The sequence below is a fragment of the Caulobacter sp. GW821-FHT09A05 genome, assembly GCF_059418465.1.
On record NZ_JBWKPX010000008.1, the window covers coordinates 55,289 to 78,515 of the forward strand.

At 67.6% G+C, this 23,227-nt stretch carries 14 protein-coding genes; 12 read left to right on the plus strand and 2 right to left on the minus strand.

Translation table 11 applies throughout. The features are described from left to right. The first annotated feature begins 13 nt into the window (after positions 1–13). From AC07NX_RS09920 to rpoC, 3 genes are all read left to right on the plus strand, one after another. On the plus strand, positions 14–2,386 hold the full coding sequence (locus AC07NX_RS09920; protein WP_494641383.1) for a glycoside hydrolase family 31 protein: 2,373 nt from the start codon (positions 14–16) through the stop codon (positions 2,384–2,386). A gap of 359 nt (positions 2,387–2,745) precedes the next feature. Further along, entirely contained in the window at positions 2,746–6,828 is a 4,083-nt protein-coding gene (gene rpoB / locus AC07NX_RS09925) for a DNA-directed RNA polymerase subunit beta (protein ID WP_494641385.1), read from the plus strand. 98 nt (positions 6,829–6,926) lie between these two features. Further along, positions 6,927–11,111 (plus strand): DNA-directed RNA polymerase subunit beta', encoded by a 4,185-nt coding sequence (gene rpoC / locus AC07NX_RS09930; RefSeq protein WP_494641387.1) that lies wholly within the window; start codon positions 6,927–6,929, stop codon positions 11,109–11,111. A 116-nt stretch (positions 11,112–11,227) separates the two neighbouring features. Here rpoC and AC07NX_RS09935 read toward each other — a convergent pair whose 3' ends face one another. Further along, a complete protein-coding gene (locus AC07NX_RS09935) occupies positions 11,228–12,127 on the minus strand; it encodes a LysR family transcriptional regulator (protein WP_494641389.1) in 900 nt (299 codons plus the stop codon). Positions 12,128–12,222: 95 nt separating this feature from the next. On the opposite strand from AC07NX_RS09935, the gene AC07NX_RS09940 reads away from it, so the two are divergent. From AC07NX_RS09940 to AC07NX_RS09950, 3 genes are all read left to right on the plus strand, one after another. Next, positions 12,223–12,837, plus strand: coding sequence for a glutathione S-transferase family protein (locus tag AC07NX_RS09940; protein ID WP_494641391.1), 615 nt, complete (start codon positions 12,223–12,225; stop codon positions 12,835–12,837). A gap of 1 nt (position 12,838) precedes the next feature. Continuing rightward, positions 12,839–13,777 (plus strand): pyridoxamine 5'-phosphate oxidase family protein, encoded by a 939-nt coding sequence (locus AC07NX_RS09945; protein ID WP_494641393.1) that lies wholly within the window; start codon positions 12,839–12,841, stop codon positions 13,775–13,777. Positions 13,778–13,901: 124 nt separating this feature from the next. Continuing rightward, positions 13,902–15,743: a methyl-accepting chemotaxis protein gene (locus AC07NX_RS09950; protein WP_494641395.1), complete on the plus strand. Its 1,842-nt coding sequence runs from the start codon at positions 13,902–13,904 to the stop codon at positions 15,741–15,743. Here AC07NX_RS09950 and AC07NX_RS09955 read toward each other — a convergent pair. Next, complete coding sequence (locus tag AC07NX_RS09955; RefSeq protein WP_494641396.1) at positions 15,670–16,419, minus strand: hypothetical protein; 750 nt, start codon at positions 16,417–16,419, stop codon at positions 15,670–15,672. The two genes, AC07NX_RS09950 and AC07NX_RS09955, sit on opposite strands and share 74 nt — an antisense overlap. 443 nt (positions 16,420–16,862) lie before the next feature. Here AC07NX_RS09955 and rpsL point away from each other — a divergent pair, with 443 nt between their 5' ends. From rpsL to AC07NX_RS09985, 6 genes are all read left to right on the plus strand, one after another. Further along, positions 16,863–17,234: a 30S ribosomal protein S12 gene (gene rpsL / locus AC07NX_RS09960; RefSeq protein ID WP_007661566.1), complete on the plus strand. Its 372-nt coding sequence runs from the start codon at positions 16,863–16,865 to the stop codon at positions 17,232–17,234. Positions 17,235–17,246: 12 nt separating this feature from the next. Continuing rightward, positions 17,247–17,720: a 30S ribosomal protein S7 gene (gene rpsG, locus AC07NX_RS09965; RefSeq protein ID WP_007661568.1), complete on the plus strand. Its 474-nt coding sequence runs from the start codon at positions 17,247–17,249 to the stop codon at positions 17,718–17,720. Positions 17,721–17,834: 114 nt separating this feature from the next. After that, the gene (gene fusA / locus AC07NX_RS09970; RefSeq protein ID WP_035080498.1) at positions 17,835–19,913 is read left to right on the plus strand and encodes an elongation factor G; all 2,079 of its coding nucleotides are present in this window, start codon (positions 17,835–17,837) and stop codon (positions 19,911–19,913) included. Positions 19,914–20,033: 120 nt separating this feature from the next. After that, positions 20,034–21,224 (plus strand): elongation factor Tu, encoded by a 1,191-nt coding sequence (tuf, locus tag AC07NX_RS09975; RefSeq protein ID WP_035072114.1) that lies wholly within the window; start codon positions 20,034–20,036, stop codon positions 21,222–21,224. Between the two features lie 280 nt (positions 21,225–21,504). After that, entirely contained in the window at positions 21,505–22,587 is a 1,083-nt protein-coding gene (locus AC07NX_RS09980; protein WP_494641400.1) for a serine hydrolase domain-containing protein, read from the plus strand. 58 nt (positions 22,588–22,645) lie between these two features. Further along, positions 22,646–23,131 (plus strand): thermonuclease family protein, encoded by a 486-nt coding sequence (locus AC07NX_RS09985; protein WP_494641402.1) that lies wholly within the window; start codon positions 22,646–22,648, stop codon positions 23,129–23,131. The last annotated feature ends 96 nt before the right edge of the window (positions 23,132–23,227 follow it).

A 23,227-nucleotide genomic window follows, 5' to 3' on the forward strand; every position in this document is an offset into this window, starting at 1 on the left:
CAGGGAAGAAGCAATGGATCGGCTAAACAAGGGCGCGCGCCGCTGGTCGGCGGGACTGGTCTCCGGCCTGGCCCTGACCCTGGCCGTTGGCGTCGCGGGCAACCTGGCCGCGCCAGTGGCCGCCGCCCAGGCCGCGCCGATGGCGGTGGTCGACCGCAACGGCTCCTACGTCTCGGTCGAGACCTACGCCCCCAACATCGTGCGGGTGACGATCAGCCAGGACAAGGATCTGGCCGCCGCCGCGCCGGGTTACGGTTTCCTGGCTGACAGCGATGTCAAGGGCTGGCGTCACGACCAGAAGGCCGGGGCCGACCTCTTCACCTCGGGCGCCCTGTCGCTGGAGGTGGTCGCCCAGCCCTGGCCGGGCGCGCCCTCGCAGATGGACCGCTATTTCGCGCCGTCCCTGCCGCCGGTCTCGGTCAAGATCCGCAAGGCCGACGGCTCGGACCTGGTGGCGATGAACGGCTGGGAGATGGCCCCGCACGTGGTCAACGGCGAGCGGACCTACCAGGCCGGCGCCAGCTTTTCGACCAGCGCCGACGAGCACTTCTACGGCCTGGGCCAGAACCAGGAGGGGATCCTGGACCTGCGCGGCCGGTCGATTACCTGCAAGCACGACTACGACGCCCCGCACGGCGAGACCGTCTGCGTGCCGTTCCTGGTCTCGAGCAAGGGCTACGGGATCCTCTGGGACAACCCGTCGGAGACCAAGGTCTATCCGGCCGTCAACGGCCGCACCCTGTGGCAGTCCAAGGTCGGCGAGCGGGTGTCGTTCTTCGTGATCACCGGCAGCTATGACGAGATCTACGCCGGCTACCGCAAGCTGACCGGCGTGACCCCGCTGCCGCCCAAGGCCGCGTTCGGCTACATCCAGTCCAAGGCCCGCTATGACAGCCAGGACAAGTTCCTCGGCGTGGCCAAGGGCTACCGCGACCGCGGCTATCCGCTGGATATCATGGTGCTGGACTGGTTCTACTGGACCCGGATGGGCCAGATGGACATCGATCCGGCCCAGTTTCCCGATCCCGTCGCCATGAACAAGGAACTGCACGACAACGGCGTGCACACGATCATCAGCGTCTGGCCGCGCTACGAGAAGGAAGGCCGCTACTTCAACTATCTGGCCGACAAGGGCTGGCTGCTGAAGGACAAGGACGGCAAGGTCGTCGACGGTCTGCCGTTCCGCAGCGACCGCACCGGCGGCCTGATCGACAGCACCAACCCCCAGGCCCGCGAATGGTTCTGGGGCAAGATCCGCGACAACATCGCCTCGCAGGGCTTCGACTGGTTCTGGCTGGACGAGACCGAGCCGGACCTGGTGCCGGAGGGCTATGCCTGGAGCATCGGTTCGGGCGACCGCTACCGCAACGTCTTCCCGCTGGTCCACACCCAGGGCGTGGCCGAGGGCTCGCGCCGCGACCGGCCCGACAAGCGCAACCTGATCCTGGCCCGCGCGGCCTATATCGGCGCCCAGCGCAACGGGGCCCTGTTCTGGTCGTCCGACATCCAGCCCACCTGGGAGGCTCTCAAGCGCCAGGTGCCCACCGGCCTGAACTTCACCGCCTCGGGCCTGGCCTACTGGGGCAACGACATCGGCGGCTGGCAATGGCTGCCCCAGACCACCACGGCGACCAAGCCGCCGCTGCTGGATCCCTCCGACGCCCGCGACGTGGTGGGCCAGAACAACGACTATCCCGAGCTGTTCGCCCGCTGGTTCCAGTACGGGACCTTCACCCCGACCCTGCGCGTGCACGGCATGCGCAAGGACACCGAGGTGTGGTCGTTCGGCAAGGGCGCCGAGGCCGTGGTCGTCAAGTACCTGAAGCTGCGCTACGCCCTGATGCCGTACCTCTATTCGATGGGCCACGCGACCTACCAGACCGGCGCGCCGTTCATGCGCGGCCTGTTCATGGACTTCCCGAACGACCCCAAGGTGGCCAACCTGGGCGACCAGTACATGTTCGGCCCGGCCTTCCTGGTGGCCCCGATCACCGACCAGGGCGTGGAGGATCGCGACGTCTACCTGCCGGCCGGGGCCGACTGGTACGACTACTGGACCGGCAAGAAGTTCGCCGGCGGCCAGACGATCCGCGTCCACGCGCCGATCGACACCATCCCGCTGTTCGTCCGCGCCGGCTCGATCATCCCGATGGGCGCGCCGATCCAGAACACCTCCCAGCCCCAGGCGATCAACGCCGTCAAGGTCTATCCGGGCCGCGACGCCGACTTCACCCTCTATGACGACGACGGGGTGACCAACGCCTACGAGAAGGGTGTCGGCAAGACCGTCAAACTGCACTGGGACGACAAGGCCGGCAAGCTGACGGCGGCGGGCGACAAGGGGCTGAGCGCCCAGGCGCTGGCCGCGGTGCAGATCGTCCGCTGATTTTCGAGCCTCCCGACTTGTGTCGGGCGGAGGAGAAATGACATGCGCGGTCCGGTTCCTCCGGGCCGCGCATTCTTTTGTGGATAAACCCCCTTCCCAACCCCGGCGGGTTGTCCTATATCCGCCGGCTCACGAAGACATTCGGCGGAGCGTGCTTGCGCGTGTCCGCATGATACGCCCCGAGGCGCGGTCAGCCGCCCTCCGACCAGCGCGAAGGGGCGCCCGTCAGGCTTCCGGTCCCGGTTGTCCTGACAGGGGAATTCCAGCGTCCGCAGTTCTCCCCGAGGGGGAACGGCGAGGGTGGACGCTAGGTGCATTCGAATTCACGCGCGGAGTCCGTCCGCGCCCAGGGAAAAAACATGGCGCAATCCTTCACCGGCAAGAAGCGGATCCGGAAATCTTTCGGCCGCATCCCCGAAGCTGTGCAGATGCCGAACCTGATCGAGGTTCAGCGCTCCTCCTACGAGCAGTTCCTTCAGCGCGAGGTCCGTCCGGGCCAGCGCCGCGACGAAGGCATCGAGGCGGTGTTCAAGTCGGTGTTCCCGATCAAGGACTTCAACGAGCGCGCGGTGCTCGAATACGTCTCGTACGAATTCGAAGAGCCCAAGTACGACGTTGAAGAGTGCATCCAGCGCGACATGACCTTCGCGGCGCCGCTGAAGGTCAAGCTGCGCCTGATCGTGTTCGAAACGGAAGAAGAAACCGGCGCCCGGTCCGTCAAGGACATCAAGGAGCAGGACGTCTACATGGGCGACATCCCGCTCATGACCGACAAGGGCACCTTCATCGTCAACGGCACCGAGCGGGTCATCGTCTCGCAGATGCACCGTTCGCCCGGCGTGTTCTTCGACCACGACAAGGGCAAGACCCACGCCTCGGGCAAGCTGCTGTTCGCCGCCCGGGTGATCCCGTACCGCGGTTCGTGGCTGGACTTCGAGTTCGACGCCAAGGACGTGGTCTATGTCCGCATCGACCGTCGCCGCAAGCTGCCGGCCACCACCTTCCTCTATGCCCTGGGCATGGACGGCGAAGAGATCCTGACGACCTTCTATGACGTCGTCCCGTTCGAGAAGCGCACCGCGGCCGGCGCCGAAGGCTGGGCCACCCCGTACAAGCCCGAGCGCTGGCGTGGCGTGAAGCCGGAATTCGCCCTGATCGACGCCGACACCGGCGAGGAAGTGGCCCCGGCCGGCACCAAGATCACCGCCCGCCAGGCCAAGAAGCTGGCCGACAACGGCCTGAAGACCCTGCTGCTGGCCCCCGAGGCCCTGACGGGCCGCTACCTGGCCCGCGACGCGGTCAACTTCGAGAACGGCGAGATCTACGCCGAGGCCGGCGACGAGCTGGACGTCACCTCGATCCAGGCCCTGGCCGACCAGGGCTTCAGCACCATCGACGTGCTGGACATCGACCACGTCACGGTCGGCGCCTACATGCGCAACACCCTGCGCGTGGACAAGAACGCCGTCCGCGAGGACGCGCTGTTCGACATCTACCGCGTGATGCGTCCGGGCGAGCCGCCGACCGTCGAAGCCGCCGAGGCGATGTTCAAGTCGCTGTTCTTCGACGCCGAGCGCTACGACCTGTCGGCCGTCGGCCGCGTGAAGATGAACATGCGCCTGGAGCTGGACGCTTCGGACGAGATGCGCGTGCTGCGCAAGGAAGACGTGCTGGCGGTGCTGAAGCTGCTGGTCGGCCTGCGCGATGGCCGCGGCGAAATCGACGACATCGACAACCTGGGCAACCGCCGGGTGCGTTCGGTGGGCGAGCTGCTGGAAAACCAGTACCGCGTCGGCCTGCTGCGCATGGAACGGGCCATCAAGGAACGCATGTCGTCGGTCGACATCGACACCGTGATGCCGCACGACCTGATCAACGCCAAGCCGGCCGCGGCCTCGGTGCGTGAATTCTTCGGCAGCTCGCAGCTGTCGCAGTTCATGGACCAGACCAACCCGCTGTCGGAGATCACCCACAAGCGCCGCCTGTCGGCGCTCGGCCCGGGCGGCCTGACCCGCGAGCGCGCCGGCTTCGAGGTCCGCGACGTTCACCCGACCCACTACGGCCGGATCTGCCCGATCGAAACGCCGGAAGGCCCGAACATCGGCCTGATCAACTCGCTGGCTACCCACGCCCGCGTGAACAAGTACGGCTTCATCGAGAGCCCCTACCGTCGCGTCGCCGACGGCAAGCCGCTCGACGAGGTCGTCTACATGTCGGCCATGGAAGAGTCCAAGCACGTCATCGCCCAGTCCAACATCAAGGTGTTGAACGGCGAGATCGTCGACGACCTGGTCCCCGGCCGGATCAACGGCGAACCGACCCTGCTCCAGAAGGAACAGGTCGACCTGATGGACGTGTCGCCGCGTCAGGTGGTTTCGGTGGCCGCGGCCCTGATCCCCTTCCTGGAAAACGACGACGCCAACCGCGCCCTGATGGGCTCGAACATGCAGCGTCAGGCCGTGCCGCTGGTGCAGTCCGACGCCCCGCTGGTCGGCACGGGCATGGAAGCCGTGGTCGCCCGTGACTCCGGCGCCGTGGTCATCGCCAAGCGCACCGGCGTGGTCGAACAGATCGACGGCACCCGCATCGTCGTGCGCGCCACGGAAGAGACCGACAGCGCCCGTTCGGGCGTCGACATCTACCGTCTGAGCAAGTTCCAGCGCTCGAACCAGTCGACCTGCATCAACCAGCGCCCGCTGGTGAAGGTGGGCGACCGGATCAGCGCCGGCGACATCATCGCCGACGGCCCGTCGACCGAGCTGGGCGAACTGGCCCTGGGCCGCAACGCGCTCGTCGCGTTCATGCCCTGGAACGGCTACAACTTCGAAGACTCGATCCTGATCTCCGAGCGCATCGTCCGCGACGACGTCTTCACCTCGATCCACATCGAGGAATTCGAAGTCATGGCCCGCGACACCAAGCTGGGTCCGGAAGAAATCACCCGCGACATCCCCAACGTCGGCGAGGAAGCCCTGCGCAACCTCGACGAAGCGGGCATCGTGGCGATCGGCGCCGAGGTCCAGCCGGGCGACATCCTGGTCGGCAAGGTCACGCCGAAGGGCGAAAGCCCGATGACGCCGGAAGAAAAGCTGCTGCGCGCCATCTTCGGCGAAAAGGCCTCGGACGTCCGCGACACCAGCCTGCGCCTGCCTCCGGGCGTCGCCGGCACGATCGTCGACGTGCGCGTGTTCAACCGTCACGGCGTCGACAAGGACGAACGCGCCCTGGCCATCGAGCGCGCCGAGATCGACCGCCTGGGCAAGGACCGCGACGACGAGTTCGCGATCCTGAACCGCAACATCTCGGGCCGCCTGCGCGAACTGCTGATCGGCAATGTCGCCCTGTCGGGTCCCAAGGGCCTGTCGCGAGGTCCGATCACCGCCGAGGGTCTGGCTGAAGTCCAGCCGGGCCTGTGGTGGCAGATCGCCCTCGAGGACGAGAAGGCGATGGGCGAACTGGAAAGCCTGCGCCGCCTGTTCGACGAGAACCGCAAGCGCCTGGACCGTCGCTTCGAGGACAAGGTCGACAAGCTGCAACGCGGCGACGAACTGCCCCCGGGCGTGATGAAGATGGTCAAGGTCTTCGTGGCCGTGAAGCGCAAGCTTCAGCCCGGCGACAAGATGGCCGGCCGCCACGGCAACAAGGGCGTCATCTCGCGCATCCTGCCGATCGAGGACATGCCGTTCCTCGCCGACGGGACGCACGTCGACGTCGTCCTGAACCCGCTGGGCGTGCCCTCGCGCATGAACGTCGGCCAGATCTTCGAAACCCACCTGGGCTGGGCCTGCGCCAACCTCGGCAAGCAGATCACCAACCTGCTGGAAGACTGGCAGGCCGGCGGCCAGAAGGAAGCCCTGGTCCAGCGCCTGGGCGAGATCTACGGCCCGGACGAGGAACTGCCGGAAACCGAGGAGGAGCTGGTCGAACTGGCCCGCAACCTCGGCAAGGGCGTTCCGATCGCCACGCCGGTGTTCGACGGCGCGCGGATCGGCGACATCGAGGAGCACCTGGTCATGGCGGGCGTCAATCCGTCGGGCCAGTCGATCCTGTTCGACGGCCAGACGGGCGACCAGTTCAAGCGTCCGGTCACGGTCGGCTACATCTACATGCTGAAGCTGCACCACCTGGTCGACGACAAGATCCACGCCCGTTCGATCGGTCCGTACTCGCTGGTCACCCAGCAGCCGCTGGGCGGCAAGGCCCAGTTCGGCGGTCAGCGCTTCGGCGAAATGGAAGTGTGGGCTCTGGAAGCCTACGGCGCGGCCTACACCCTGCAGGAAATGCTGACGGTGAAGTCCGACGACGTGGCCGGCCGGACCAAGGTCTACGAGTCGATCGTCCGTGGCGACGACACGTTCGAAGCGGGCATCCCCGAAAGCTTCAACGTGCTGGTCAAGGAAATGCGCTCGCTCGGCCTGAACGTCGAGCTGGAGAACAGCTGATCCGGATCTCCCTCTCCCGCCTGATGGCGGGGGAGGGACCCTGTCAGCCCGCTCTCCGACTTTGAATTTTCGCGGGTAGTCCCGCAGAAGGAACCAAGATGAACCAGGAAGTCCTGAACATCTTCAATCCGGTCCAGGCCGCTCCGACCTTCGACCAGATCCGCATCTCGCTGGCCTCGCCGGAAAAGATCCGCTCGTGGTCGTTCGGCGAGATCAAGAAGCCCGAGACCATCAACTACCGCACGTTCAAGCCCGAGCGTGACGGCCTGTTCTGCGCCCGTATCTTTGGCCCGACCAAGGACTACGAATGCCTGTGCGGCAAGTACAAGCGCATGAAGTACAAGGGCATCATCTGCGAGAAGTGCGGCGTCGAGGTCACCCTGGCCCGCGTCCGTCGCGAGCGCATGGGCCACATCGAGCTGGCCTCGCCGGTCGCCCACATCTGGTTCCTGAAGTCGCTGCCCTCGCGCATCGCCATGATGCTGGACATGCCGCTGAAGGACATCGAGCGCGTCCTGTACTTCGAATACTACATCGTCACCGAGCCGGGCCTGACCCCGCTGAAGCAGCACCAGCTGCTCAGCGAGGACGACTTCATGCGCGCCCAGGACGAATACGGCGACGACAGCTTCACCGCCGAGATCGGCGCCGAGGCCGTCCAGAACCTGCTCAAGGCCATCGACCTTGAGAAGGAAGCCGAGAAGCTGCGCGAAGAGCTGGCGGGCAATCCGTCGGACATGAAGCAGAAGAAGTTCAGCAAGCGCCTGAAGATCCTGGAAGCCTTCCAGGAGTCGGGCAACCGTCCGGAATGGATGGTGCTGACGGTCGTGCCGGTGATCCCGCCGGAACTGCGTCCGCTGGTGCCGCTGGACGGCGGCCGCTTCGCGACCTCGGACCTGAACGACCTGTATCGCCGGGTCATCAACCGGAACAACCGCCTCAAGCGCCTGATCGAGCTGCGCGCCCCCGACATCATCATCCGCAACGAGAAGCGGATGCTGCAGGAGTCGGTCGACGCCCTGTTCGACAACGGCCGTCGCGGCCGCGTCATCACCGGCGCCAACAAGCGGCCCCTGAAATCGCTGGCCGACATGCTGAAGGGCAAGCAAGGCCGCTTCCGCCAGAACCTGCTGGGCAAGCGCGTCGACTATTCGGGCCGTTCGGTCATCGTCGTGGGTCCGGACCTGAAGCTGCACGAGTGCGGCCTGCCCAAGAAGATGGCCCTGGAGCTGTTCAAGCCGTTCATCTATGCGCGCCTGGACGCCAAGGGCCTGTCGGGCACCGTCAAGCAGTCCAAGCGCATGGTCGAGCGCGAACAGCCCCAGGTGTGGGACATCCTCGAAGAGGTGATCCGCGAGCACCCGGTCCTGCTGAACCGCGCCCCGACCCTGCACCGTCTGGGCATCCAGGCGTTCGAGCCCAAGCTGATCGAGGGCAAGGCCATCCAGCTGCACCCGCTGGTCTGCGCCGCCTTCAACGCCGACTTCGACGGCGACCAGATGGCCGTGCACGTCCCGCTGAGCCTCGAGGCCCAGCTGGAAGCGCGCGTCCTGATGATGTCGACCAACAACATCCTGTCGCCCGCCAACGGTCGCCCGATCATCGTGCCGTCGCAGGACATCGTCCTGGGCCTGTACTACCTGTCGGTCGCCCGCGACGGCGAGCCGGGTGAAGGCAAGATCTTCGCCGACCTGGGCGAGATCGAAGCCGCCATGGACGCCGGCGTCGTGTCGCTGCACGCCAAGATCAAGTCGCGCTTCACGGAAGTGGACGCCGATGGCGTGGCGCGTCGCCGCGTGATCGACACCACCCCGGGCCGCATGAAGATCGCCGCCCTGCTGCCGCGCCACCCGGCGATCGGTCACCGGCTGATCGAGAAGGCCCTGACCAAGAAGGAAATCGGCAATCTGATCGACGTGGTCTATCGCCACTGCGGCCAGAAGGCGACGGTGATCTTCGCCGACCAGGTCATGGGCCTGGGCTTCAAGGAAGCGGCCAAGGCCGGCATCTCCTTCGGCAAGGACGACATCATCATCCCCAAGCGGAAGGAGGCGATCGTCGCCGAGACCCGCACCCTGGCCGAAGAGTACGAGCAACAGTACGCCGACGGCCTGATCACCAAGGGCGAGAAGTACAACAAGGTCGTCGACGCCTGGGCCAAGGCCACCGACCGCGTCGCCGACGAGATGATGGCCGAGCTTCAGATGAAGCATAAGGACGAGAACGGCCGCGAGAAGGAAATCAACGCCATCTACATGATGGCCCACTCCGGCGCCCGGGGCTCGCAAGCCCAGATGAAGCAGCTGGGCGGCATGCGCGGCCTGATGGCCAAGCCCTCCGGCGAGATCATCGAGACCCCGATCGTCTCGAACTTCAAGGAAGGCCTGACCGTTCAGGAGTACTTCAACTCGACCCACGGCGCCCGCAAGGGCCTGGCGGACACCGCGCTGAAGACCGCCAACTCCGGCTACCTGACCCGTCGTCTGGTCGACGTCGCGCAGGACTGCATCATCGTCGAGGAAGACTGCGGCACCACCAAGGGCATCACCCTGCGGGCCGTGGTCGAGGGCGGCGACGTGCTGGTCTCGCTGGGCGCCCGCGTCCTGGGCCGCTTCTCGGCCGAGGACATCAAGGACCCGGCGACCGGCGAGATCGTGGTTCCGGCCGACACCTATCTCGACGAGAACATGGCCGACGCCATCGAGGCCGCCGCCGTGCAGTCGGTGAAGGTGCGTTCGGTCCTGACCTGCGAAGCCAAGATCGGCGTCTGCGGCGCCTGCTACGGCCGCGACCTGGCCCGCGGCACGCCGGTGAACATCGGTGAAGCGGTCGGCGTCATCGCCGCCCAGTCCATCGGCGAGCCCGGCACCCAGCTGACGATGCGGACCTTCCACATCGGCGGCACCGCCCAGGTGGCCGAGCAGTCGTTCTTCGAAAGCAGCAACGACGGTACGGTCCGCGTCACCGGCGCCACCGTGACCGGTTCGGACGGCGCCCTGGTCGTCATGAGCCGCAACACGGCCGTGAGCGTCCTGGTCGACGGCAAGGAACGCGAGAACTACAAGCCGCCGTATGGCGCCCGCCTGAAGATCAAGGACGGCGACAAGGTCAAGCGCGGCCAGCGCCTGGCCGATTGGGACCCCTACACCACCCCGATCATCACCGAAGTCGCGGGCCGCATCCGCGCCGAAGACCTGGTGGACGGCTTCTCCGTCCGCGAGGAAACCGACGAAGCCACCGGCATCGCGCAACGCGTGATCGCCGACTGGCGGACCTCGGCCCGCGCCTCGGACCTGCGTCCGGCCATGGGCGTGCTCGGTGAAGACGGCGCTTACGTCCGCCTGGCGAACGGCGGCGAGGCTCGCTACCTGATGTCGGTCGGCGCCATTCTGTCCGTCGCCGACGGGGACATGGTCAAGCCGGGCGAGGTCATCGCGCGGATCCCGACCGAAGGCGCCAAGACCCGGGACATCACCGGCGGTCTGCCGCGCGTCGCCGAACTCTTCGAAGCCCGCCGTCCGAAGGACTGCGCGGTCATCGCGGAAATGGATGGCCGTGTCGAATTCGGCAAGGATTACAAGAACAAGCGCCGGATCAAGATCACGCCGGACATCGACGCCGACGGCAACCAGCCCGAAGCGGTCGAGTTCCTGATCCCGAAGGGCAAGCACATCGCGGTGCATGATGGCGATTACATCACGCGCGGCGAGTACATCATCGACGGCAACCCGGATCCGCACGACATCCTGCGCATCCTGGGCGTCGAGGCCCTGGCCAACTTCCTCGTGGACGAAATCCAGGAGGTCTACCGACTGCAGGGCGTGCCGATCAACGACAAGCACATCGAGACGATCGTTCGTCAGATGCTGCAGAAGGTCGAGATCGTCGAGCCGGGCGATACGGGTCTGATCAAGGGCGATCACCTCGACAAGCCCGAGTTCTACGTCGAGCAGGACAAGGCCGTCGCCCGCGGCGGTCGTCCGGCCACGACGCAGCCCGTGCTGCTCGGCATCACCAAGGCCTCGCTGCAGACCAAGAGCTTCATCTCGGCCGCGTCGTTCCAGGAAACGACCCGCGTCCTGACCGAAGCCTCGGTGCACGGCAAGACCGACACCCTGGAAGGCCTGAAGGAAAACGTCATCGTGGGTCGCCTGATCCCCGCCGGCACGGGTTCCTACCTGCGCAGCCTGCAGCGCGTCGCCGCCAAGCGCGACGAGCAACTGGCCCAGCAGCGCGAAGACGCGATGGAGCCGCTGCCCGCGGTCATCGCCGAAGAGGCGTAAGCTTCCTTCGAGACCTGAAACGGAACGGCCCGGGAGCGATCCCGGGCCGTTTCTTTTTTGATCCTCGCCCTCTGGGGGAGGTGTCGGCGAAGCCGACGGAGGGGGCGTCTTCGGCGCTACCCCTCCCGCAGCACCGCCAGCCGCTCAAGCCTCGGTCCCGCGAAGTCGAGAAACGCCCGCGCCAGCGGCGGCATGAACCGGCCGCCCAAGGTGACCAGTTGCACCGGCAGGGGCGGAGGCTCGAAGTCGGGCAGCAGGCGCACCAGCCGTCCGGCCGCCAGGTCCTGCGCCACCTGGTAGGACAGCGCCCGGCCGATCCCGCGCCCCGCGACCATCGCCGCCAGGGCCGCCTCGACATTGTTGACCCGCAGGCGGGGCTCCAGCCGCACGGCCCGCGCCTTGCCCTGCTTCTCGAACCGCCACTCCGGCGAGGCCGAGACCACGGTGGTCAGGATCACCTCGTGCCCGGCCAGGTCGGCGGGCTCCAGCGGCGTCCCGCGCCGGGCCAGGTAGTCGGGGGCGGCCACCACCAGCCGGCGCACCTGGCCCAGCTTGCGGACCACCAGGCTGGAATCGGCCAACGGCCCGATCCGCAGGGCCACGTGCAGCTCGCCCTCGATCAGGTCGAGGTTGCGGTCGTGCAGGGTCAGGTCGGCCTGGACGCCCGGATGCTGGGCCAGGAAGTCGGCCACGACGGGGGTCAGGTGACGGCCGCCGAACACGGTCGGGCCGGTGATCCGCAGCGTGCCGCGCACCGCGTCGGGGGCGGGGGCCTGGAGGGCGATCTCGTAGTCGGCCAGCAGCCGCCGGGCCCGTTCGGCCAGGTCGCGGCCGGCCTCGGTCGGGGCCAGGCGGCGGGTGGTCCGCTCGATCAGCCGCGCGCCCATCCGCTCTTCCAGCGCCGCCAGGGCCCGGGTCATGGCGGCGGGCGAGCGCCGCTGCCTGCGCCCGGCGGCGGCCAGCGACCCGGTGTCGATGATCGCCACCAGCAGGGCCAGTTCGTCGAGCCGATCCATTCCGACATCCGCAATTATATCTTGCCGATTTGCTCAATTCATTTCGTTCGGCGCAATGGCGAATATGCCACTCCGCACTTAAGGGGAGAGCTTCGATGTCCGACGCCGCCATCGTCCTGCACGGTATGCCCTTGTCAGGCCACACCCACCGGGTGGGCCTGATGCTGAACGCCCTGGGCCTGGCCTGGCGTTTCGCCGAAGCGCCCAAGGACGTCCGCGCCTCGCCCGCCTTCCTGGCGCTCAATCCGCTGGGCCAGATCCCGGTGCTGCAGGACGACGACCTGACCCTGGCCGACAGCAACGCCATCCTGGTCTACCTGGCCCGCCGCTACGCGCCCGACGCCGGATGGCTGCCACAGGAGCCGGTCGCCGCCGCCCGCGTCCAGCGCTGGCTGTCGATCGCCGCCGGCGAGGTCATGCACGGCCCGGCCATCGCCCGGATGATCGCCCTGTTCGACTTCCCCGACGATCCCGCCCGCGCCGCGCGCATCGCCGCCCGGATGCTGGCCTTCATGGACGGCCACATGGTCGGCCGCGCCTATCTCGCCGCCGAGCACGTCACCGTCGCCGACCTGGCCTGCTATTCCTACATCGCTCACGCCCCGGACGGCGGCGTCGACCTTGCGCCCTATCCGGCCGTGCGCGCCTGGCTGGCGCGGGTCGAGGCCCAGCCCTGGTTCCGGCCGATGCCCGACTTCGCGGCGGCGTGAGATGGACGGCCCCTTCCACGCCGGCGAGCTGGCCGCCCAGGCGCTGGCGGGCGTCGGAACGCCCGGAGCGACCGGCATCCGGCCGTTCATGCCCGACCAGCACCGCGACTTCTTCGCCCTGCTGCCCTACCTGTTCATCGCCACCACCGACATCGACGGCTGGCCCGTGGCCACGGTGCTGACCGGACCTCCCGGTTTCGTCAGGAGCCCGGATCCCGCGACCCTGACCGTCGCGGCCCGGCCCCGGACGGGAGAACCGGGCGCCGACCTGTTCGCCGCCGGCCGGCCGTTCGGCGCCCTGGGCCTGGACTTCGCGACCCGTCGTCGCAACCGCGCCAACGGTCGGATCAGCGCGGCGGGCGATGGCGGTCTGACCCTTCAGGTGCTGCAGAGCTTCGGCAACTGCCCGCAATACATCCAGACCCGCGCGGTGGAGACCGGGCCGGCCGCGACCCGGCCGGCCGAGGTGATCGCCTTCCCGACGCCCGAGGCCCTGGCCCAGATCGCCCGGGCGGACACGATGTTCGTGGCCACCAACGCCGGGGGCGACAGTGATGGCGACAACGGCGGCGTCGACATCTCGCACCGGGGCGGCCTGCCGGGATTCGTCAAGGCGGCGGGCGAGGTGCTGGCCATTCCCGATTTCCGGGGCAACCGGTTCTTCAACACCCTGGGCAATCTGGTGCTCGACCCGCGCGCGGCCCTGCTGTTCGTCGATTTCGAGACCGGCGACCTGCTGCACCTGCAGGGCCGGGTGGAGATCGACTGGGCGCCGCCGGCCGGCGGCTGGCCTGAAGGCGTCCAGCGCCAGTGGCGGTTCACGGTCGAGCGCGCCTGGCGCCGCCCCGCCGCCCTGCCGCTGCGCTGGGCGTTCGGCGACTATTCGCCGACGACCCTGGCCACGGCCGCCTGGAACGCCGGGCCGACCCCGGTCGCCTGATCGCTTGGCGGGTGCGGCGCAACGTCGCGGTTTCGTCAGAGCGATCAATCGGCCGCAAGGTTAAGCCTTACTTGAGATGTTGCGGTGCAAACTCGGGATCGGTTTCCCCAGACATTGGCGCCCCATGCGTTCGGACATCTCCACCAAGGTCAGCCTGACCGTCGTCGCGGCCTTCATGACCCTGCTGCTGGCCCTGCTGGCCATCGTCGGCAAGAACTCGCTGGACTTCGCCAAGTCGCAGGCGGTCGCCCAGCAGGAGGCCAGCATGCGCGTGGCCTGGGACGCGGTGGGCGGCCAGGACGCGGTCTTCGCGCGCGAGGGCGACACGCTGACGGTGGGCGGCAAGACGCTGAACGGCGACACGGCCGTGGTCGATCACGTCAAGGACCTGGTCGGCGGCGTGGCCACGGTGTTCATGGGCGACACGCGGGTCACCACCAATGTGCAGAAGGCCGACGGAAGCCGCGCGGTCGGCACGTCCCTGGCCAAGGGCCCGGTCCATGACGCGGTGCTCGGCCGCGGCGAGCCCTATCGGGGCGAGACCAAGATCCTCGGCAAGCCCTATTTCGTCGCCTACGACCCGATCAAGAATGCGTCGGGCGAGGTGATCGGCATCCTGTTCGTCGGCGTGGCCAAGGCCGACTACTTCCAGCCGGTCTACCGCCAGCTGATCTGGCTGGCGATCGCCGGCGTGGTGCTGGCCGGGGCCGGCGTGGCCGTTTCCGTGGCCATGGTCCGCCGCCAGCTGTCGCCCCTGCGCGACCTGCGCGACGCGATGAAGCGAGTGATGGGCGGCGACCTGTCCGTCGCCCTGCCGTTCGCCGGCCGGCGCGACGACATCGGCCTGATGGCCGACGCGGTCCACGCCTTCCGCGACGAGGCCCGCGAGAAGGGCCGCATCGAGGCGCAGGCGCAGGCCCATCGTGAAGCCGCCGAGGCCGAGCGCCGCCTGTCGGCCGACCGCGACAGCCAGCAGGCCGAACAGCAGGCCCAGGTCGTGTCGCGCCTGGCCCACGGCCTGGACCGGCTGTCGGCCGGCGACCTGACCGTCCGCCTGACCGAGGCCTTCGCGCCCGACTACGAGCGCCTGCGCGCCGACTTCAACCAGGCCGTCGAGCGCCTGGAACGGGCGATGGGCGCGGTGATCTCGGCCGTGGGCGGCCTGACCTCGGGCGCCAACGGCATCGCCGGCGCGGCCGGCGACCTGTCGGCCCGCAGCGAACAGCAGGCCGCCAGCCTGGAAGAGGCCGCCGCCGCCCTGACCGAGATCACCAACGCCGTCCGCGTGGCCGCCGACGGCGCCCGTGGCGCTCGTGAGGCGGTGAGCCAGGCCCAGGCCGAGGCCGGCCGTTCGCGCACCGTGGTCGAAGAGACCATCCAGGCGATCGGCGGCATCGAGGCCTCCTCGCACCAGGTGGCCCAGATCATCGGCGTCATTGACGAGATCGCCTTCCAGACCAACCTGCTGGCCCTGAACGCCGGGGTCGAGGCTGCGCGCGCGGGCGACGCCGGCCGCGGCTTCGCGGTCGTCGCGCAAGAAGTGCGGGCCCTGGCCCAGCGCTCGGCCGACGCCGCCAAGGAGATCAAGGTCCACATCGCCGACTCCGCCCGCCAGGTCGAGGCCGGCGTCGTGCTGGTGGGCCGCACGGGCGAGGCCCTGCAGAAGATCGCCGGCCAGGTCGGCGCCATCGACGGCGTCATCGGCCAGATCGCCGCCTCGGCCGCCGAGCAGGCCTCGGGCCTGTCGGAGGTCAATATCGCCGTCAGCCACATGGACCAGGCCACCCAGAAGAACGCCGCCATGGTCAACCGCTCGGCCGCCGACAGCCTGACCCTGGTGCGCGAGGTCGAGGGCCTGGCCGCCCTGGTCGGCCACTTCAGGGTCGGGGCGGTCAGCGCTGATCGTTCTGGCGCTCGGCCCTCTTCCGACGCGCATCGGCCTTCCGCGCATCGTCCAGCCGCCTGAGCGCCTGCTGCTCGGTCGAGAGCGACCGGCCCAGCCCGTCCTGCTCGGCGCCCAGCACCCAGGGGATGTCCTTGCCCTTGCCCGGATTGTCGCGATTGCGGTGATCCACCCCGACGCTCGGGGCGTCGCGATAGGCGCGGTCGGCCTGCTGCTTCAGCGCCTGGGCGTCGAAGCCCCGCCGCTTGGCCGCGTCCATCGGCGCGTCATAGACCGGCGCGTTGCGGACCTTGGCCCCGAACGTCTCGTCGCAATGCTCCTGCTCACGCCGGTTGAGGCCGACGGCCTGCGCGTTGGCGCAGCCGGCGCTGCTGCCGCGCAGGGCGGTGCGCAGGTCGCCCCGCGGCCCTTCGGGCAGGGGCGCGGGATGGACGCCCGTGGCGCGGTTGGCCGGCGCGGGCGGGCCGGGAACGGGGGCGACGCCCAGCGGCTGGATCCAGGAGGGTGCGACCTGGCGCGGCGCGCGCGGCTGGACCGGCGAGGCCGCCGCGGCCCGTTCGGGGCTGGCCCGCGTCTCCGGCGTCGGCCGGCGCGGGACGCGGTCGCGTTGCAGGGTGACGCTGATGGCGTCCTCGTCGTTCGACCGGTCCTGGAACCGTGTCGCCGCCGGCCAGCCCAGGACGGCCAGGACCACGGCGTGCAGCACCAGCGACCCGCAGAGGACGGCGCCGTTTCTCACCCGGGTTTTGCGCGCCGTCGACGGGGACAAGAACAAGCTCGACAGGAACAGGGAGCCGCGAGGCTTGCCACCTCGAGTGGCGAAACCATGGCGGCTGAACGTTAGATGGGATGACCGACCGCCCGCGCCAGTGGGGTTTCGGGACGGCGAAAGCGTGACCGTTAGGGAGCCATTAACCGACGCAAACCCGCGATTTGACTCGGCATTGACGTCGGATGCGTTCGCGAGTAGTTTCCGCGCTCTTTTCGAGGCGGACCCTGTCCGTCCTGATGAGCGCCCGTCCCTTACCCGACGGTCCAGCCCGCCGGAACGCTGCCCGCGTCCCGGCGAGTTTCGTGTTTATCAGGTCCTCACCCGAGGCCGAGACAAGCCGGAATAAAAACGACAAGGACCCTGAAGCGCCTCGGCCGAAAGGCACACGCTTCCATCAGAGCAGAGACTTAATGCCTACCGTCAACCAGCTCATCCGCAAACCGCGCCAGCCTAAGCCGGTCCGGAACAAGGTGCCCGCCCTGAAGGGCTGCCCCCAACGTCGCGGCGTTTGCACGCGCGTCTACACGACGACCCCGAAGAAGCCGAACTCGGCTCTGCGTAAGGTCGCCAAGGTCCGTCTGACCACCGGCATCGAAGCCGTTTGCTACATCCCGGGCGAAGGCCACAACCTGCAGGAGCACTCGGTGGTGCTTATCCGCGGCGGCCGCGTCAAGGATTTGCCCGGCGTCCGCTATCACATCCTGCGCGGCGTCCTCGACACCCAAGGTGTCAAGGATCGTAAGCAGCGTCGTTCGCTCTACGGCGCCAAGCGTCCGAAGTAAGGAAGAAGAAGTATGTCCCGCCGCCGTCGCGCCGAGAAACGTCAAGTCCTGCCGGATCCCAAGTTTGGAGATCTGATCGTCACGAAGTTCATGAACTACGTGATGTACGAGGGCAAAAAAGCCGTCGCCGAAAACATCATCTACGGTGCTTTCGACATCCTGGAAAACAAGCGCAAGGACCAAGGTCCGCTTGAGACCTTCCACTCCGCCCTGGACAACGTCGCCCCGGCGATCGAAGTCCGGTCGCGCCGCGTCGGCGGCGCCACCTACCAGGTGCCGGTGGAAGTCCGTCCGGACCGTCGCCGCGCCCTCGCCATCCGCTGGCTGGTGACCGCCGCCCGCAAGCGTGGCGAAAACACCATGACTGAAAAGCTGGCCGGTGAGCTGCTCGACGCCTCCAACAACCGCGGCACCGCGGTGAAGAAGCGCGAAGACACCCACAAGATGGCTGAAGCCAACCGGGCGTTCTCGCACTACCGCTGGTAAGCTTTCTTACCAGCACTCTTTCAGGCGCGGGCGGTTTGAGATAAACCGCCCGCGCCGCACGTTTAAATGTCCCTGCCCCAGCTTGGGGTCGGGCTGTCACGCAGAGCTAGATCCATGGCCCGCCAGCATAAAATCGAAGACTACCGCAACTTCGGCATCATGGCGCACATCGACGCCGGAAAGACGACGACGACCGAGCGGATCCTGTATTACACGGGTAAGTCGCACAAGATCGGCGAAGTCCACGACGGCGCCGCCACCATGGACTGGATGGACCAGGAACAAGAGCGCGGCATCACCATCACGTCGGCCGCGACGACCGCTTTCTGGAAAGACAAGCGCCTCAACATCATCGACACCCCCGGACACGTCGACTTCACGATCGAAGTCGAGCGCAGCTTGCGCGTCCTCGACGGCGCCGTGACGGTCCTGGACGGCAACGCCGGCGTCGAGCCGCAGACGGAAACCGTCTGGCGCCAGGCCGACAAGTACAAGGTTCCGCGGATCGTCTTCGTCAACAAGATGGACAAGATCGGCGCCGACTTCGACAAGTCGGTCGAGTCGATCCGTGACCGCCTGGGCGCCAAGGCCGTTCCGATCCAGTTCCCGATCGGTTCGGAATCCTCGCTGAGCGGCCTGGTCGACCTGGTCCGCATGAAGGCCGTCATCTGGGACAACGACGCCCTGGGCGCCAACTTCCGCGACGAAGAGATCCCGGCCGACCTGCTGGACAAGGCCAAGGAAGCCCACGCCTACCTGGTGGAAGCGGCCGTCGAACTCGACGACGAAGCCATGGAAGCCTATCTGGGCGGCGAAGAGCCCTCGGAAGCCGTGCTGAAGAAGTGCATCCGCAAGGCCGTGCTGACCGGCGCCTTCTATCCGATCCTCTGCGGCTCGGCCTTCAAGAACAAGGGCGTGCAGACGCTCCTGGACGCCGTCGTCGACTACCTGCCCTCGCCGGTGGACATCCCGCCGACCAAGGGCATCGACTTCAAGACCGAAGAAGAAGTCGTGCGTCACGCTTCGGACGAAGAGCCCCTGTCGGTCCTGGCGTTCAAGATCATGGACGACCCCTTCGTCGGTTCGTTGACCTTCTGCCGCATCTATTCGGGCAAGCTGGAAACCGGCATGAGCCTGCTGAACGCCACGCGCGACAAGCGCGAGCGCGTCGGCCGCATGCTGCTCATGCACTCCAACAACCGCGAAGACATCAAGGAAGCCTATGCCGGCGACATCGTCGCCCTGGCCGGCCTCAAGGAAACCCGCACCGGCGACACCCTGTGTGATCCGCTGAAGTCGCCGGTGATCCTGGAGCGCATGGAATTCCCGGCGCCCGTCATCGAGATCGCCGTCGAGCCCAAGTCCAAGGCCGACCAGGAAAAGCTGGGCGTCGCCCTGGCCAAGCTGGCCGCCGAGGATCCGTCCTTCACCGTCTCGACCGACTTCGAGAGCGGCCAGACGATCCTGAAGGGCATGGGCGAACTGCACCTGGACATCAAGATCGACATCCTGAAGCGGACCTACAAGGTCGAAGCCAACATCGGCGCGCCGCAGGTGGCCTATCGCGAGTCCCTCGGCAAGCGCGCCGAGATCGACTACACCCACAAGAAGCAGACCGGTGGTACGGGCCAGTTCGCCCGCGTCATGATCACCTTCGAACCGGGCGAGCCGGGTTCGGGCTTCGTGTTCGAAAACTCGATCGTCGGCGGCGCGGTGCCGAAGGAATACATCCCCGGCGTCCAGAAGGGCCTGGAGTCCGTCAAGGACAACGGCCTGCTGGCCGGCTTCCCGCTGATCGACTTCAAGGCGACCCTGACGGACGGCAAGTACCACGACGTCGACTCCAGCGTGCTGGCGTTCGAAATCGCGTCGCGCGCCGCCTTCAAGGAACTGCGTGAAAAGGGCGCGCCCAAGCTGCTCGAGCCGATCATGGCCGTCGAGGTCGTGACCCCGGAAGAGTACCTGGGTTCGGTCATCGGCGACCTGAATGCTCGCCGTGGCATGATCCAGGGCCAGGACATGCGCGGCAACGCCACGGTGGTGAACGCCTTCGTGCCGCTGGCCAACATGTTCGGCTACGTGAACACCCTGCGCGGCATGAGCCAAGGCCGCGCCCAGTTCACCATGCAGTACGACCACTACGAGCCGGTGCCGCAACACGTCGCCGACGAAGTGATCAAGAAGTACGCGTAAGCTTTTTCCTCGGAAAAAGCGTACACGAAGACTGGAGGGGGCTCCGCCAGGAGCCCTCTCGCCTAACCCCAGAAATCCCTTTTAATTGCAGGCCCCTCTGGGGTCCGGAGCTAGAGAAAAATGGCCAAGGAAAAGTTCGAACGTAACAAGCCGCACTGCAACATCGGCACCATCGGTCACGTTGACCATGGCAAGACGACGTTGACGGCCGCGATCACCATCATTCTGGCCAAGACCGGTGGTGCGACCGCGAAGAACTACGCCGACATCGACGCCGCGCCGGAAGAAAAGGCCCGCGGCATCACCATCAACACCGCGCACGTGGAATATGAGACGGCCAACCGTCACTACGCCCACGTCGACTGCCCCGGCCACGCCGACTATGTGAAGAACATGATCACCGGCGCGGCCCAGATGGACGGCGCGATCCTGGTGGTGTCGGCCGCCGACGGTCCGATGCCGCAGACCCGCGAGCACATCCTGCTGGCCCGTCAGGTCGGCGTGCCGGCCCTGGTCGTCTACATGAACAAGGTCGACCTGGTCGACGACGCCGAGCTGCTGGAACTGGTCGAGATGGAAGTGCGCGAGCTGCTTTCGTCGTACGACTTCCCGGGCGACGACATCCCGATCACCAAGGGCTCGGCCAAGGTGGCCATCGACGGCGGCGACCCGGTGATCGGCGAGCAGTCGATCCTGGAACTGATGACCACGGTCGACACCTACATCCCGCAGCCGGACCGTCCGGTCGACCTGCCGTTCCTGATGCCGGTCGAAGACGTGTTCTCGATCTCGGGCCGCGGCACGGTGGTGACCGGCCGCGTCGAGCGCGGCATCGTCAAGGTCGGCGAGGAAGTCGAGATCGTCGGCATCCGTCCGGTCCAGAAGACGACCTGCACGGGCGTGGAAATGTTCCGCAAGCTGCTGGACCAGGGCCAGGCGGGCGACAACGTCGGCGTGCTGCTGCGCGGCACCAAGCGCGAAGACGTCGAGCGCGGCCAGGTGCTGTGCAAGCCGGGTTCGATCACCCCGCACACCAAGTTCGTGGCCGAGGCCTACATCCTGACCAAGGAAGAAGGCGGCCGTCACACCCCGTTCTTCACCAACTACCGCCCGCAGTTCTACTTCCGTACGACGGACGTCACGGGGATCATCAAGCTGCGCGAAGGCGTGGAAATGATCATGCCGGGCGACAACGCCGAGCTGGACGTCGAGCTGATCACCCCGATCGCCATGGAAGAGAAGCTGCGCTTCGCCATCCGTGAAGGCGGCCGCACCGTCGGCGCCGGCGTCGTCGCGAAAATCGTCGAGTAGTTCTCGACCTTCTAGCTTCGGCTAAGACTGCGAAGGCCCCGGAGGAAACTCCGGGGCCTTTTGCTTTGGAGGCGGTGAAGGCCCCCTCAGTCGGCTTCGCCGACAGCTCCCCCAGAGGGGGAGCAGCTCGCACGGCGCAAGATCCTCTCCCTCTGGGGGAGGTGGCCCGAAGGGCCGGAGGGGGAGCGCCGCCGCATTACCAGACCTTAAGATGACCCGCGGTCCGCCGCGTCCTAGCCTGGTCAGGGTCTCGGCAGGAGGCTCTCGGCCGGGGGCCTTCATGCTGCATCGACGCGATCTCCTGCTGGCCGGCGCCGGCCTGGCCCTGGCGCCCGGCGCGGCTTTCGCCGCCAGGCCGCTGGGCGCCGACAACCCCGTCGTCGACGCCTTCGTCAAGGCCCAGGGCTTCAACGGCGTGGTCATGCTGGGCAAGGCCGGCAAGCCGACCTACGCCCGCGCCTTCGGCCTGGCCGACATCGAGGCGGGCAGGCCGGCGACCATCGACACGCTCTATGGTATCGCCTCGATCTCCAAATGGCTGACCACCGTGACGGTGCTCAAGCTGATCGAAGCCGGCAAGCTGTCGCTGGACGCGCCGATCACCGCCTGGCTGCCCGACTACCGCGCCGACACCGGCGCCAAGATCACCCTGCGGCGGCTGATGTCCAACGCCAGCGGCGTGCCCAACCTGTTCAACCCGGCGGCCAAGCTCGACCCGACCCTCACCAAGACGCCGCTCAGCACCGCCCAGGCCCTGAAACGGTTCTGCCAGGGCGACCTGAGCTTCGAGCCCGGCGCGCGGTTCGACTACGCCTTCACCAACTGGGTCATCGTGCTGGCCGTCGTCGAGGCGGTGACCGGCCAGCCTTTCCAGGCGGCGATGCGACGGATCACGCTCGCCCCGCTGGGCCTGGCCCAGACCGACGCCAGCGACCAGATCGCGACCGGCCTCCGGACCGCCGCGGGCTACACCGCCGCCTCGCCGCCCGTGCGCCGCCCCAATGACCGCCAGCCCTACATGGTCGCCGCCGGCGGCTATTTCAGCACGGCGTCGGATCTGCTGAAGGCCGCGCACCGGATCTTCGACACCGACTTCCTGTCGGCCGCCTCCCAACGCCAGCTGCGGACCATCGAGGTGGCCAGCGACAGCTACGCCCTGGGCGGTCGGGTCCGCACCCTGATGATCGACGGCAAGCCCTATCCCGCCGGCTGGGAGACGGGCAACACCGCCGGCTACCGCTCGGTGCTGGGCCACCGCCTCGACACCCGGACCAGCGTGGTGATCCTCAACAACACCAGCCTGTCGCAGAAGGCCCTGGACCTGTTCGCCGACCAGCTGTTCGGCGCGGTGACGCCGGCCTAGGGCGGTTCCCGGCCCTGTGAGAACACGTTATTCTGCCGGCGAAACCGGGGGTGATCCGTTGATCCGCGCCAAGCTTGTCATCCTGTCCCTGGCGGCCGCCGGCCTGGCGGCGTGCCAGCGGACGCCGGACCCGCCGCCCTCGGTGCCGCCGCCGCCGGGACTGGGTGATCGCGTGCGGGTGCTGAGCGCCGACGCCATGGTGATCGACGGCAAGCACGTGCGCCTGGCCAACGCCTACGCGCCGCAGGGCATACCCGACGCCCGCTGCTGGGCCGAGGCCACGGCCGCCCAGACCACCCTGGCCTGGGTGCGGGCCAAGGTCAAAGACGCCCGCGACATCGTCGTCGAGCCGGCGACGGGGTTCGACGAGTTCCATCGCCAGCTGGCGGTCGTCAAGCTGGACGGCGTCGACCTGGGCCAGGAGATGTACGAGACCGGCCTGGCCGCGCGGCGCACCGACGGCCTGAACGGCCGCTTCGCCTGGTGCGAGCCGATCAGCGGCAAGGCGGACGGCGCGCCGTCGGTCAATTCCCTGCTGGACTAGAGACCGCGTCCTCTATCGGATCGCCGAGGGGTCAAGGAAATCAAAGTCCTATCGTGCTGTCATCCCGGACAAGCGCGTAGCGCGCCGATCCGGGAC